Source organism: Ruegeria sp. AJ12 (assembly GCF_056536245.1).
Map to the genome: position 1 here is coordinate 2,477,972 of NZ_JBQFJJ010000001.1, position 12,805 is coordinate 2,490,776.

The following is a 12,805-nucleotide window of genomic DNA, read 5'->3' on the forward strand; positions in this document are numbered from 1 at the left end:
GGCGGAGGTATTTGTCGCCAGATGAAGATCGGATCCCCTGTTCATCTGGCTGAAAATACCTCGGGGGAGGCGCCCGGAACGGGCGGCGGGGGCAGCGCCCCCTTGTCTAGCCTTGCCGCAAACGCACCGGCTGTCCGTGGGGCGTGGTCAAATAGGCCTCTTCCCACGCCTGATGCAGGTTTTGCACGTCCGCCGGTACAGCCGCGCCCTGTTCTGCCAACAGTGCTTCGAGCGTTTCCAGCCAGGCGTTGAAGTAATCGTCGCCTCCATCCAGTTCGCGATCCAAACCGTTGCGCTTCAAAGTCTCCGAGAAACGAGATGCCCAGTCGGGCCAGTCGAACCGACCAGCCTCATTCAGAGCCACGGTGACGGCAAAGACCTGCGCGTGCCAGGGTTCTGCAAAGACCGGTTCAGGTGCTGCGTGTGACAGGCAATCGTTCATGCGGGCTCCAGATAGCTCTGCCAAAGGTCCAGCACCACGTCGTCATCGGGGTGCTCGGGCGCGGCCCAAAGCTCTGATGCGGCGAAAGCGACGGCGTAGAGCGGCTCGGGCGCTTCACCCAGACCATGCGCGTTGGAATCCGGAAGGACATGCGTCCCATGAAGGCGCACTATCCGACCGCGTGCACCAGCAGCATAGATCGGAAGGCGCGTGTGGCCCCCATCCACAAGGCGATTGGCGGCAGGGCGGGCGGTCACAACCTCTTGCCCGACGCTGAACCGTACTGCTACGTTTGACGGTCGATCCGCAGGGCCACCCTTCGCCAAAGCTGCAGAGACGGCCTCGGCCTTGAGGCGTCTGTCCGTCAACGGGTGTGGTTCGTCTCGCCCCTCTCCGCGCAGATCCTCCAAGGTCAGCACGCCTTGCTCGACAAGCAAGTCAGCGAGGCCTGACATCCATTTCTCGTAGTAAGAAAAGCGGGCGTAGTCATTCGGGAACAGACGCTCGCGCGCATGGCGCGAGACGTCAATGTTCCACTGGCCAAGAAAGCCCGAGGCCAGCGTGACCGCCAAGGCCCGTGCGTGCCAGTCTTCGGCAAAGACCGGCGCGTCCTCGCCTTCAGGGGTGATGGGGCCGTCCCCAAACCGGCCGCCCATATCGTGAACGCGGGTCATGCGGGCACCTTGGGCAAGCCCGTGCCGATCATACTGTCGCGAGTCACAAGCGCCGCCAGAGCGTCCTCACGCAGGCCGTCGGTCCCGCCCGGGCGCATGGGCAGGACGAGATACCGAACCTCTGCGGTGGAGTCCCAGACGCGAACCGGGGTGCCTTCGGGCAGGGTCACGCCAAACTCAGCCAGTACTTTACGCGGTTCACGCACCGCCCGGGCGCGGTACGCGTCGGATTTGTACCAACCGGGCGGGATACCCAGCAATGGCCACGGGTAACAGCTGCATAAGGTGCAGACGACCATGTTATGCTGCTCGGGGGTGTTTTCGACCACAACCACATGCTCACCCTGCCGACCATAGTAACCGAGTTCGGCAACAACAGACGTCGCGTCCTCCAGCAAGGCGGCTTTGAACCCGGGGTCGCTCCACGCCTTGGCCACGACATGCGCGCCGTTCTTCGGACCAACCCTGTTCTGATAGGTGTCGATGATCTCATCCAGCGCAGCCGGGTCTATCAATCCCTTTCGGGTCAGAATCGTCTCAAGCGCTTTGATCCGCAACGCGGGTTCAGGCGGCAACAGGCTGTGCGGGTGGTCAGGGTCATCATGAGGCATGGGCGCAGCCTGCGTCACCGGTCACCGCCCTGTCCAGTCCCTTTGACGTGATCTCGAACATCAAGGTCTGTGATGCCAACTCGTCCCTTGCCCCCAAGATCAAACTTGCATAAGTACCACGCGATACACGCCACCCTGTACAGGACCACCATGGAAAACGTCGTTCTCATCATCCACCTCCTCCTGGCATTGGCCCTGATTGCCGTTGTGCTGATGCAGCGATCCGAAGGGGGTGGTCTGGGCATGGGTGGTGGCGGTGGCGGTGCGATGACCGGCCGCGCGGCCGCGACGGCATTGGGCAAAGTCACGTGGGTCCTGGCGGCGTGTTTTATTGTTACGTCGATCACGCTGACGATTCTGGCTGCGCAAAAATCATCCGGCAGTTCGGTTCTCGACAGGCTGGGCGTTCCGGCCCCGGCCCCGACCGAGCAAAGCACACCTGCGGTTCCGGGGGCGGATGACCTGTTGCCGCCTACCCAGGGTGACAACGCGCCACTGATCCCGCAGGCCGACTGACCCACAAAACCTAGAAATCTGAAAGAGAACGGCAACAGCATCTTGCGGTTCTCTTGCGCCATGCGCGCGAATCCTTTATATGTGAAGTCCCGTGGTGCAGCGGTTTTTTCAAGCCGCCGGGCAGCTGATAATGACGTCTCACGGGAGCAGCCGAAAAAACATGGCGCGGTTTATTTTCATCACTGGTGGTGTGGTTTCGTCCTTGGGCAAAGGGCTGGCTTCGGCGGCCTTAGGCGCCTTGTTGCAGGCCCGGGGATATTCGGTGCGGCTGCGCAAGCTGGACCCCTATCTGAACGTCGATCCGGGTACGATGTCGCCCTTTGAGCATGGTGAGGTGTTCGTCACCGACGATGGCGCCGAGACCGATCTGGACCTTGGGCATTACGAACGGTTCACCGGAGTGGCGGCCCGCAAGACCGACTCGGTCAGTTCGGGGCGGATTTATTCCAACGTATTGGAAAAAGAACGCCGTGGCGACTACCTCGGCAAGACCATTCAGGTGATCCCGCATGTCACCAACGAGATCAAGGATTTCATCGCCATTGGCGAGGATGAGGTTGATTTCATGCTCTGCGAGATCGGCGGCACCGTGGGCGACATCGAAGGCCTGCCCTTCTTTGAAGCGATCCGCCAGTTCAGCCAGGACAAGCCGCGCGGTCAGTGTATCTTTATGCATCTGACGCTGCTGCCCTATATCAAGGCCTCCGGCGAGCTGAAAACCAAGCCGACCCAGCATTCGGTGAAAGAGCTGCGCTCGATTGGTCTGGCGCCCGACATTCTGGTCTGCCGCTCCGAAGGTCCGATCCCGACCAAGGAGCGCGAAAAGCTCGCCCTGTTCTGTAACGTCCGCCCGGACAGCGTGATCGCGGCCCAAGACCTTTCCACCATCTATGACGCCCCGCTGGCCTATCACCGTGAGGGCCTGGATCAGGCAGTTCTGGACGCGTTCCAGATCAGCCCGGCCCCCAAGCCCGATCTGGCCAAATGGGAAGACGTCAGCGACCGTATCCACAACGCCGAAGGCGAAGTGAAGGTCGCCATCGTTGGCAAATACACCCAGTTGGAAGATGCCTATAAGTCGATTGCTGAGGCGTTAACTCATGGCGGCATGGCCAACCGGGTCAAGGTCAAGATCGAATGGGTCGATGCCGAGGTATTCGACAATGAAGATGCGGCCCCGCATCTGGAAGGCTTTCACGCCATCCTCGTGCCCGGCGGCTTTGGCGAGCGTGGCACCGAGGGCAAGATCAAGGCCGCACAATACGCGCGTGAGCACAAGGTGCCCTATCTCGGTATCTGCCTTGGCATGCAGATGGCGGTGATCGAAGCGGCGCGGAATGCGGCTGGAATCACCGAAGCGGGGTCGGAGGAATTTGATCACGAGGCTGGGAAAAAGCGTTTCGAACCCGTTGTTTACCACCTCAAGGAATGGGTGCAGGGCAACCACAAGGTCGAGCGTAAAGTGGGCGATGACAAGGGCGGCACCATGCGCCTGGGCGCGTATGATGCCGTGCTGGCCGAGGGTTCGAAAGTGGCCGACGTCTATGGTGGCACCAGTATCGAGGAGCGCCATCGTCACCGGTATGAAGTGGACATCAAATACCGCGACAAGTTGGAGAAGGCCGGCCTGAACTTTTCTGGCATGTCACCGGATGGCCGCCTGCCGGAAATCGTTGAATGGTCGGATCACCCGTGGTTTATCGGGGTTCAGTATCACCCAGAACTCAAATCCAAGCCCTTTGATCCGCACCCGCTGTTTCGCGACTTTGTCCGGGCTGCGAAAGACACGTCGCGTCTGGTCTGATCTCCGCGGCGCGACACTGCAAAAACGACCGGTTCTGCGGAAAACCTCTATCCGGAATCCCGGCATAGGGTTAACTGTTAGGCACGTTCTGACAGGAGGGATTCATGACCGATCAAGTCCAACGCGCCTTGACCTTTGCCAGCCTTCACAAAAAGGGCGACCCGATCATCCTTTACAACATATGGGACCCCGGCAGCGCCCTCGCGGTCAGCGATGCCGGCGCGCAGGCTATTGCCACGGGCAGCGCACCTGTCGCAATGGCTCAGGGGTTCTCTGACGGCCAGGACGTTCCGATCGACACGGCCCTGGACAATGCCCGCCGGATCGTCGAAGCCGTAGATCTGCCTGTGACGCTGGATTTCGAGGGCGGCTATGCGGAGAAACCCTCTGATATTGCACTCAACGCCCGCAAGGCTCTGGCGACCGGTGTGATCGGCTTCAATTTCGAAGACCAGATCGTTGGAACGAATGACTTGTATGACGCGGAAATCCAGGCCGCGCGCGTCGCCGCATTGCGTGAAAGCTGTGACGCGACCGGCGTTCCGGCGTTCATCAATGCCCGCACGGACATCTTCCTGAAGGCTCAGCCGGACACACACGATCAGGCAATGCTGAACGACGCCATCGCGCGGGCCAAATCGTACGCCGATGCCGGCGCGAGCGGATTCTTTGCCCCGGGGCTGAGGGATGAAGGTATGATCGCGCAATTGTGCGAAGCGACCGCCCTGCCGGTCAACATCATTGCCCTGCCCGGCACGCCTGACACGCCAAAGCTTGCTGAACTTGGTGTTGCCCGCGTCAGCTATGGCCCGGTGCCGTATCGCAACATGATCAAATGGCTGACCGAACAGGCACGGGGTGCCATTCACTACCGCGGCTGATCGACTGCGAGAGACAGGATTGCATTTGTCGCAATTTCCCAGCACGCTGCCGGTAATTCTGAGCAGGAGGGGCACGTGACCAAAGGCTATTGGGTTGCCCATGTCGATGTGGACGACATGGAGAGGTACAAGGACTACATTGCAGCAAATGCCGAACCGTTTGCGGCGTATGGCGCGCGGTTTCTGGTGCGCGGCGGTGAACGGGAGGTGAAAGAAGGCGCCTCGCGGTCCAGAACGGTCGTCATCGAATTCCCCAGCTACGAGGATGCCCTGGCCTGTTATGAAAGCGAGGGCTATCAAAAAGCCAAAGCACTGCGCGATCCGGTGTCGATGGGCGATCTTGTGATCATTCGAGGCTATGACGGGTAGTCTGCGCTTGGCGGGCCACAAAATATGGAATAATCTTGACCCATGTTGAAAAAGTTTTTTCAGGCGTTCCGTCCGCCGAAACACGACAATCTGCCCGATCCGGACGCTGAATTGGCTCTGGGGGCTCTGATGGTGCGTGTGGCACAGGCGGATCGTGACTACAAACTGGAAGAAATCAGCTTGATCGACAGGATCCTCGCCCGACTTTATCAGCACAACGCAATCGAAGCCGCCAAGGTCCGGGCCACCTGCGAAAAACTGCATGCGGCAGCGCCTGAGACAGACACGTTCGGCAAACTGATCCGCGAAACAACCGGTCTGCAGGAGCGTCTGGCCGCATTGGACGCTCTGTGGGAGGTTGTGCTGGCCGATGGAAACTCGGATGAGGGCGAGATGAAAATTGTCGAAGAGGCCCGGGTTGCGATGGGTCTGAGCTATAATGACAGCCAGAAGGCCCGTGAACGTGTGCAATCCCGCTTGGATGCGGACTGAGCCGGGGCTATATCTGTCTCATGTTCAGCGATTTCCTAGCAAAGCTCACCCAGCCTCAACCCGATCCGATCGTAGATGAGGACGCCAGACTGGCCTTGACCGCCCTGTTGGTGCGCATTGCCCGGTCGGACAATGACTATGCCGACACCGAAATGTCCCGGATCGACCGGATATCTGCGGAACGCTACGGGTTGTCACCGTTCGAGGCCGCCGCGCTGCGGTCGCGTGCCGAAGATCTTGAGGCCGAAGCGCCGGACACGGTGCGCTTTACCCGGGCCATAAAAGAGGCGGTGGCCTACGAGGATCGGCTTGCGGTGATCCAGGCGCTCTGGTCCGTGGTTCTGGCGGACGGTCAGCGCACCGGTGAAGAGGATGCCCTGCTGCGGCTGGTTGTCAGCCTGTTGGGAGTCAGCGATGTCGATTCCGCGCTCGCCCGGCAAAAGGCGTCCAGATCTTGATCGCAATGCTGGGCATGTACGACATGCCCGCGCTTCAACCGGCAAATGACCGGTTCTGGCAATCCATTCGCGCCCGCTTGGGGTTTGGACCCGAAAGACTGATACGTGACCGGGATGTCTGGGAGGTCTGGCAAGACCCCAACCTGGTTTTTGCCCAGACCTGCGGCATGCCGTTTCGGACCCGCCTGCACGGCAAGGTGCAGTTGGTCGGCACACCGGATTACGGTCTGCCTGGGTGTCCGCCCGGGTATTACCGTTCGGTTTTCGTTGCACGCGCAGATGACCATCGCGAACTGACGCAATTGTCGCGCGGAACATTCGCTTACAACGAACCTTTGTCGCAATCAGGCTGGGCGGCGCCTATCACGCATCTGACCGAGTTGAGCCTTACCCCTGACGCGCTGCTGGAAACCGGCGGCCACGCCCAGTCGGCATGGGCGGTGGCAGATGGACGTGCGGATTTCGCATCGCTGGATGCGTTGACTTGGCTCATGCTCAAGGATCACACCGACTTGGGCTACAAGCTGCGCGACGTGGCAAGCACGGACCCAACCCCGGCGCTGCCTTACATCACCTCAATTGGGCAGAATGCTGGCCATGTCGCGACTGCTGTGCGAGCTGCCATTCGGGATCTGTCGCGCGAAGACCGTACGACGTTGCACCTCCGTGGGTTGATCGCCATTCCGGCCGACCACTATCTTGCCGTTCCAACTCCGCCTGCGCCGCAGGCAGTGCAGCGCAAGACCTGACCAAATTGGCAAGAACGTCTGGTCAATTTGGCGGTTTGATGAGCTGAATCTGTCATTTGCGCATTGCATTGCGCTGAAATATCAGCCCTAGTACCGCATCAACACCACAGACTACTGGACCGCCCGTGACAGACACCGCTCCCGTCATCGAGATCAAGAACCTGCACAAAAGCTTCGGCAATCTCGAGGTCTTGAAAGGGGTGGACATCACCGCCCATCGGGGAGACGTCGTTTCGCTGATCGGTTCGTCCGGATCGGGAAAATCCACACTTCTGCGGTGCTGCAACCTTCTGGAAGACAGCCAGCAGGGCGAAATCATCTTCAAGGGCGAACCTGTTCAGTGGACCGGCAGCGGAAATGCACGCCGACCTGCTGACCCCAACCAGGTTTTGCGTATCCGGACAAACCTGTCCATGGTGTTTCAACAGTTCAATCTGTGGGCGCACATGACCATATTGCAGAACGTTATGGAGGCGCCGGTAACCGTTCTGGGCCGCGACAGGGCCGAAGTCGAAGACAGCGCACGCGGGTATCTGGACAAGGTCGGCATCGGAGACAAATGCGATGTCTATCCTGCGCAGCTGTCCGGTGGCCAGCAGCAACGCGCAGCGATCGCCCGTGGTCTCTGCATGGAACCCGAAGCCCTTTTGTTCGATGAGCCCACCTCGGCACTGGACCCGGAACTGGAACAGGAGGTCATCCGGGTCATCAAGGATCTCGCGGCCGAGGGTCGTACCATGATCATCGTGACCCATGACATGAAAATGGCGGCTGAAATCTCCAGCCACGTTGTCTTTCTTCATCAGGGTCTGATCGAAGAAGAAGGCACAGCCGAAGATATCTTTACGTCCCCTGAATCCGAACGGCTTCAGGGCTTTCTCTCCGCCACTAAGGCGGCTTAACCTCAGGACAGAACCAAAAAGGGGAGTAACAAATGAAAAACCTGATTCTGACCACAGCAGCACTGGCCCTGACAGCCGGTTTGGCCATGGCCGACACCGTTCGCATGGGCACCGAGGGCGCCTACCCTCCGTACAACTTCATCAACGATGCGGGCGAAATCGACGGGTTCGAGCGCGAAGTCGGTGATGAACTGTGCACCCGGGCCGGTCTGGAATGCGAATGGGTCAAGAACGACTGGGATTCGATCATTCCGAACCTCGTCTCGGGTAACTACGACACCATCATTGCAGGCATGTCGATCACCGACGAGCGCGATGAAGTCATCGACTTCACCCAGGACTATTACCCGCCGACCGCGTCGGCCTATGTTGCCACATCTGACGCCGCCGACGTGACCGGTGGAATTGTCGCTGCCCAGACCGCAACCATCCAGGCAGGTCACGTGGCCGAATCCGGTGCAACTCTGGTCGAATTCGCAACACCCGAAGAAACCATCGCAGCCGTCCGTAACGGCGAGGCAGATGCGGTTCTTGCCGACCGCGACTACCTGGTTCCGCTGGTCGAGGAGTCCGGTGGCGAGTTGGTCTTCATCGGCGATCCGGTTCCGTTGGGTGGTGGTGTCGGCATGGGCCTGCGGGAAAGCGACGGTGAACTGCGCGGCAAGTTCGACGCAGCGATCACCTCGATGAAAGAAGACGGCACGCTGAACGAGATGCTGAAAAAGTGGTTCGGTGAAGACACCGCCACCTACGGCTCAGACGGCTCGGTTGTCACCAACTAAGCCATTCGTCTTTCGGTTCGGCGCCCCTTAGCGCCGAACCCATCCCGACCGTGGTCGGGAGCGACGTTCGAAAAACGCCATATGTTCTCCTTTTGCACTGATCCCGACACGCTGGGCACGTTCCGCTGGTTTTCGTGCTACCTGACCAACGGCGTCCATTGGTCGTTCTACCTGTCCTTCGTGAAAGTATTGGCGCTGCTGGCCGTGACTGCGCCCGTCGCGCTCAGCTTTGGGTTTGCCGGCGCCATGGCGGCCCGGTCGCATTTCTTGCCCCTCAGTTGGCTGGGAAAGGCCTATATCGCCATCGTCCGCGGCGTTCCGGACATCGCCTTTTTCCTGTTTTTTGTCATCGCACTGGATCAGGGGTTTGAGTGGATCCGCCACAAAGTGCTCTGCTCCGACTGGACCGATCCGATCCGTCAGGGCAATGATTTCCTGGTTTGCCAGGCTGCCAAGCTGCCACTGGGGACCGCACCGGAATGGGTGCATGAAACCTACGGGTTCTTCCTGGCAGTGATCACTTTCGCCATTGTTTTTGGTGCTTTTGCCGCAAACGTGCTGTTCGGTGGCATGCGCGCGGTGCCTTACGCACAGTTGGAAACAGCCGAAGCCTATGGCATGACGCGCCGACAGACCTTCTGGCGCATCCTCGTGCCGCAGATGTGGGTCTACGCCCTGCCCGGCCTTTCAAACCTGTGGATGGTGCTGATCAAGGCCACGCCTCTGCTGTTCCTGCTCGGCGTCGAAGACATTGTTTACTGGGCGCGCGAACTGGGCGGTACCAAAACATCCCGCTTTACCGACTATCCGCATGGCGACTGGCGCATGTGGTACTTCCTGTTTTTGCTGGCCTTCTATCTCGGCATGACCCGTGTCTCTGAAATTGGTCTGGAACGCCTGATGCGCCGCCTGTCCCATGGTCAGGCCACATCCGGCGGTGAGCTTCTCCGCAAGGAGACCACGGCATGAGCTGTTGGCAAACCATTCAGGATTATGCGTTCCGCTCGATTGCGACCAAAATCGAGCTAGCAGACTATGTGCCCGAGCGAGCACCTAAGTGGATATCGGAGTACTTTGCCGACAAGGAAATCTTCATAGATGCCGAACGTCTGCTGCCGCGGTCCGATTTCACCCTATGCGAACAATTCACCCTGATCGGGTCGGGGATGATCTGGAACGTGTATTTCGGGTTGATGGCGCTGGCGACCGGTTTTTTCTTTGCAACCGCACTCGCTGTTGGCAAGGCGTCCGCCAACAAGTGGCTGCGCAAACCCTCGGAATGGTTCATCTTTATCTTCCGGGGATCGCCGCTGTTCATTCAGTTTTTCTTTGCCTATTTCTTCTTCCTATCGCTGAAGAAATCCTACCCGATGTTCGACGCGTTCACGTCAGCGTGGCTCGGCGCGCTGATCGTGTTGTTCCTGAACACCGCCGCCTATTCGGGCGAGATCTTCTATGGCGCGCTGCGTTCCATTCCCAAGGGCGACATCGAAGCCGCCGACGCCTATGGCATGTCCGGCTGGTCCCGGTTCCGCCGGGTCGTCTGGCCCACAATGCTGCGCCTGGCCTGGCCGGCTTATACAAACGAAGCGATCTTTCTGTTCCACGCCACAACGCTGGTGTTCTTTTCCGCCTTCCCGGCCTGGCAGCAACGCGGCGATGCGCTGTATTACGCAAGCTACTTCGCGGACAAGACGTTCAACCCGTTTGTGCCCTACCCAATCCTGGCCTTTTACTTCATCCTGTTGACGCTGATGATCGTCTGGGTCTTTGGCGTCGTGAACAAACGGCTGAACCGGCATTTGCCAACCGCCAATCGCGCCAAAATGCGGTTCAGGCTCAATCTGGCCCGGTGATAACCGGTCCGTGTCTGAGCTCGCGTCGTCACGTGATCGTCCGGGAAATGGTACCGCCTCCCTGGCTTGAACAGGGGACCTCTGGATCCACAATCCAGCGCTCTAACCAACTGAGCTAAGGCGGCACTCGTGAAGGGCGATGTAGCGAACGCGCCCCGGGAATGCAAGGGGATTAAAGCTGAATTTCCCAGCTTTGTTCGACAAGATCGACGCCAAAAGAATGCACCGGTTTGCTGTCTGTCAGCTGCCATCCGTTTGCCCTGTAAAGGGCACAGGCCGCCCTGTGGCTTTCATGGGTCCACAGGGCTATCTGCCGATACCCGGACGTTCGGGCGAACTCGGTGCAGGCGGCCAGCAGTCGTTTTCCCAGACCCAGACCGCGCGCCTCCGGCACCAGCAGAAACAGTCTCAGCTTGGCTGTATCGTCATTGAGCGAGACACAAAAAATGCTGCCCAGCCGTTGCCCTGCCCGTTCGGCAATCCAGCCGCGTTCCCGCGCCGGATCGTGATTGGCGGTGAAATCCTCAAGAATCTGGGCCACAAGGGCCCCAAAACTGCTGTCGAACCCCTCGTCTTTGGCGTACAGAGTCCCGTGCTGTTCGACCAGCCAGGGCGCATCATCGGGGTGAAACGGTCTCAGAACAACATCTTCCATACCCTATCTGACCGCAAAGGTGACTTGATTCTCAACCCCGCGCGCGCTAGCACGAACGCTCAGTCCCGGAGGCACCTATGGGCATCAACACCGAACGCGACATTCAGGCAAACCTGCAGATCGGGCCGACGGATCAGGGCATGGTTCGGCTTTTTGTCGAAGCGGACAACGTCGAAGTTCCGATGGATTTCGATCCCGAAGAGGCCGAAGAAATCGCAGATGAACTTCGTGCAGCCGCACAGGCCGCTCGCGCCCTGCGCGACTGATCTCTTTAAAGTCTGGGATCTCTTAACGTCTGCAACCTGCGTGCCGCGTCCATCGCGAATTTCTGAACCATTTTTTTGCGCCGGGCCGGGGCGATCTTGTCCTCTGGCGCCATCCGTATGATTTCGGCATCATAGGCATCCGCGATGATCAGCCCTGTTTCATCGGGCAGCAGATCGGTTGGGAAGTCCGTATCCACCGCCCAGAAGAACCGGTCGCACCACTCCAGATAACCGTGCCACTTCGAATCCGACTGGTAATCAGCGCGGCTCGATTTGCACTCAATCACCCACAGCTCACCTTTCGGGCCCAGCCCCATGACATCCACCCTCAACCCGCGGGTCGGCACAAATTCTTCAACAGAGACAAAGCCATGCGCGGTGAGATGGCGCGATACACCACGCGCCAGTTTCTGTCCGGGCTGTAGATCCAGGGTCATGCGTCGAATGTGAACAATTCATGAACAAAAGTAAAGCGTGTCCACCCGCTTGACATGATACCTTATGGTATCTTATTAATGTGACACCAAATGGTATCACATCTGAGGTTACCAATGAACACACGAACCCAAAACGCGTTTCGCGCCCTTGCCGACCCCACCCGCCGCGACATCGTGCAGATGCTCGCGGGCGAGGACATGACAATCGGGCAATTGACGGACCGGTTCGACATGACCCGCGCCGCCGTCAAAAAGCATCTGACGGTGCTGTCGGACGGCGGCCTGATCACAGTCGAGGCCCGTGGCCGCGAGCGCATCAACCGACTGGAACCCAAGGGCATGGCCCCTGTGCTCGACTGGCTCAGCTATTTCGATCAATTCTGGGACGAACGCCTTAATTCTCTGAAAGAAGACATTGAAAGGAATAAGAAATGACGAATGCCGTTTTGCAAAAGACGATCTTTCTGCGGGCCACGCCTGACACCGTTTGGGCCTATCTGACGGAACCCGAACGGCTGGCGGAGTGGTTCCACAAACCAGAGCGTCCCCTGGCCGAAGGTGAAAAGCTGGAGATGTTCGGGACAACCAGTGGCGATCTGCTGATTTGGGGGGACGTGCGGGTCGCGCGACCACCTGAATATCTGGAGTACACGTTCACCGTCAAACCGATGGGACAGGCTGTCAGCGTCGTCAAATGGACCCTTGAACCGGTTGCAGGCGGCACACGCCTCGGCCTGCAGCATGAAGGCCTGCCCCAAGGCGCAGAAGCCTTTGGCCTGATCCTGTCGCTCGACAATGGTTGGGATGAGCATTTCGGCAAGATGCGCATCGCGCTGCACGAAACTGTTAATGCCTGACCCCTTGTGCGAACCCGTCAGACGCCCTAACTAAGCGCTTGGCGGGTTCTGCCC

At 59.2% G+C, this 12,805-nt stretch carries 19 protein-coding genes and 1 tRNA gene; 14 read left to right on the plus strand and 6 right to left on the minus strand.

From position 1 onward, the window contains the following. Nucleotides 1-106: 106 nt before the first annotated feature. Genes ACR3E0_RS12500 through nthA form a run of 3 tightly spaced genes read right to left on the minus strand, consistent with a single transcriptional unit; the run spans nucleotide 107 to nucleotide 1,727 of the window. A complete protein-coding gene (locus ACR3E0_RS12500) occupies nucleotides 107-442 on the minus strand; it encodes a nitrile hydratase accessory protein (RefSeq protein ID WP_480479144.1) in 336 nt (111 codons plus the stop codon). Further along, nucleotides 439-1,116: a nitrile hydratase subunit beta gene (gene nthB, locus ACR3E0_RS12505; protein ID WP_480479145.1), complete on the minus strand. Its 678-nt coding sequence runs from the start codon at nucleotides 1,114-1,116 to the stop codon at nucleotides 439-441. The genes ACR3E0_RS12500 and nthB overlap by 4 nt, the downstream gene beginning before the upstream one ends. Next, a complete protein-coding gene (gene nthA / locus ACR3E0_RS12510) occupies nucleotides 1,113-1,727 on the minus strand; it encodes a nitrile hydratase subunit alpha (RefSeq protein WP_480479146.1) in 615 nt (204 codons plus the stop codon). Before nthA ends, nthB begins: the two co-directional genes overlap by 4 nt. 150 nt (nucleotides 1,728-1,877) lie before the next feature. Here nthA and secG point away from each other — a divergent pair, with 150 nt between their 5' ends. From secG to ACR3E0_RS12565, 11 genes are all read left to right on the plus strand, one after another. After that, nucleotides 1,878-2,243, plus strand: a complete 366-nt coding sequence (gene secG, locus ACR3E0_RS12515; protein ID WP_480479147.1) for a preprotein translocase subunit SecG — start codon at nucleotides 1,878-1,880, stop codon at nucleotides 2,241-2,243. Between the two features lie 160 nt (nucleotides 2,244-2,403). Continuing rightward, on the plus strand, nucleotides 2,404-4,047 hold the full coding sequence (locus ACR3E0_RS12520; protein WP_480479148.1) for a CTP synthase: 1,644 nt from the start codon (nucleotides 2,404-2,406) through the stop codon (nucleotides 4,045-4,047). Nucleotides 4,048-4,151: 104 nt separating this feature from the next. Further along, the gene (locus ACR3E0_RS12525; protein WP_480479149.1) at nucleotides 4,152-4,928 is read left to right on the plus strand and encodes an isocitrate lyase/PEP mutase family protein; all 777 of its coding nucleotides are present in this window, start codon (nucleotides 4,152-4,154) and stop codon (nucleotides 4,926-4,928) included. A gap of 75 nt (nucleotides 4,929-5,003) precedes the next feature. Further along, complete coding sequence (locus ACR3E0_RS12530; protein WP_480479150.1) at nucleotides 5,004-5,297, plus strand: DUF1330 domain-containing protein; 294 nt, start codon at nucleotides 5,004-5,006, stop codon at nucleotides 5,295-5,297. A gap of 42 nt (nucleotides 5,298-5,339) precedes the next feature. Next, a complete protein-coding gene (locus ACR3E0_RS12535) occupies nucleotides 5,340-5,789 on the plus strand; it encodes a tellurite resistance TerB family protein (protein WP_480479151.1) in 450 nt (149 codons plus the stop codon). A gap of 20 nt (nucleotides 5,790-5,809) precedes the next feature. Then, on the plus strand, nucleotides 5,810-6,247 hold the full coding sequence (locus ACR3E0_RS12540; RefSeq protein WP_480479152.1) for a tellurite resistance TerB family protein: 438 nt from the start codon (nucleotides 5,810-5,812) through the stop codon (nucleotides 6,245-6,247). A 5-nt stretch (nucleotides 6,248-6,252) separates the two neighbouring features. Next, a complete protein-coding gene (locus tag ACR3E0_RS12545; RefSeq protein WP_480481027.1) occupies nucleotides 6,253-6,996 on the plus strand; it encodes a phosphate/phosphite/phosphonate ABC transporter substrate-binding protein in 744 nt (247 codons plus the stop codon). Between the two features lie 125 nt (nucleotides 6,997-7,121). Continuing rightward, nucleotides 7,122-7,898 (plus strand): ABC transporter ATP-binding protein, encoded by a 777-nt coding sequence (locus ACR3E0_RS12550; protein WP_480479153.1) that lies wholly within the window; start codon nucleotides 7,122-7,124, stop codon nucleotides 7,896-7,898. A 32-nt stretch (nucleotides 7,899-7,930) separates the two neighbouring features. Then, nucleotides 7,931-8,680 carry a transporter substrate-binding domain-containing protein gene (locus ACR3E0_RS12555; protein ID WP_480479154.1) on the plus strand — a complete coding sequence of 250 codons (750 nt, stop codon included), beginning with the start codon at nucleotides 7,931-7,933 and terminating at the stop codon, nucleotides 8,678-8,680. 81 nt (nucleotides 8,681-8,761) lie between these two features. Continuing rightward, entirely contained in the window at nucleotides 8,762-9,649 is an 888-nt protein-coding gene (locus ACR3E0_RS12560; protein ID WP_480479155.1) for an ABC transporter permease, read from the plus strand. After that, nucleotides 9,646-10,536, plus strand: coding sequence for an ABC transporter permease (locus tag ACR3E0_RS12565; protein WP_480479156.1), 891 nt, complete (start codon nucleotides 9,646-9,648; stop codon nucleotides 10,534-10,536). The genes ACR3E0_RS12560 and ACR3E0_RS12565 overlap by 4 nt, the downstream gene beginning before the upstream one ends. Before the next feature lie 48 nt (nucleotides 10,537-10,584). On the opposite strand, the gene ACR3E0_RS12570 is transcribed toward ACR3E0_RS12565, so the two are convergent. Both ACR3E0_RS12570 and ACR3E0_RS12575 read right to left on the minus strand, forming a co-directional pair. After that, nucleotides 10,585-10,661 (minus strand) — tRNA-His (locus ACR3E0_RS12570). A gap of 47 nt (nucleotides 10,662-10,708) precedes the next feature. Next, entirely contained in the window at nucleotides 10,709-11,191 is a 483-nt protein-coding gene (locus ACR3E0_RS12575; RefSeq protein WP_480479157.1) for a GNAT family N-acetyltransferase, read from the minus strand. 77 nt (nucleotides 11,192-11,268) lie between these two features. Between ACR3E0_RS12575 and ACR3E0_RS12580 the strand changes: the two genes are divergently transcribed. Then, a complete protein-coding gene (locus ACR3E0_RS12580; protein WP_480479158.1) occupies nucleotides 11,269-11,457 on the plus strand; it encodes a DUF6324 family protein in 189 nt (62 codons plus the stop codon). A gap of 5 nt (nucleotides 11,458-11,462) precedes the next feature. On the opposite strand, the gene ACR3E0_RS12585 is transcribed toward ACR3E0_RS12580, so the two are convergent. Then, nucleotides 11,463-11,894: an MmcB family DNA repair protein gene (locus tag ACR3E0_RS12585; protein ID WP_480479159.1), complete on the minus strand. Its 432-nt coding sequence runs from the start codon at nucleotides 11,892-11,894 to the stop codon at nucleotides 11,463-11,465. 114 nt (nucleotides 11,895-12,008) lie between these two features. Here ACR3E0_RS12585 and ACR3E0_RS12590 point away from each other — a divergent pair, with 114 nt between their 5' ends. Next, nucleotides 12,009-12,329: an ArsR/SmtB family transcription factor gene (locus tag ACR3E0_RS12590; protein ID WP_480479160.1), complete on the plus strand. Its 321-nt coding sequence runs from the start codon at nucleotides 12,009-12,011 to the stop codon at nucleotides 12,327-12,329. Beyond that, on the plus strand, nucleotides 12,326-12,751 hold the full coding sequence (locus tag ACR3E0_RS12595; RefSeq protein ID WP_480479161.1) for an SRPBCC family protein: 426 nt from the start codon (nucleotides 12,326-12,328) through the stop codon (nucleotides 12,749-12,751). The genes ACR3E0_RS12590 and ACR3E0_RS12595 overlap by 4 nt, the downstream gene beginning before the upstream one ends. Nucleotides 12,752-12,805 lie beyond the last annotated feature (54 nt).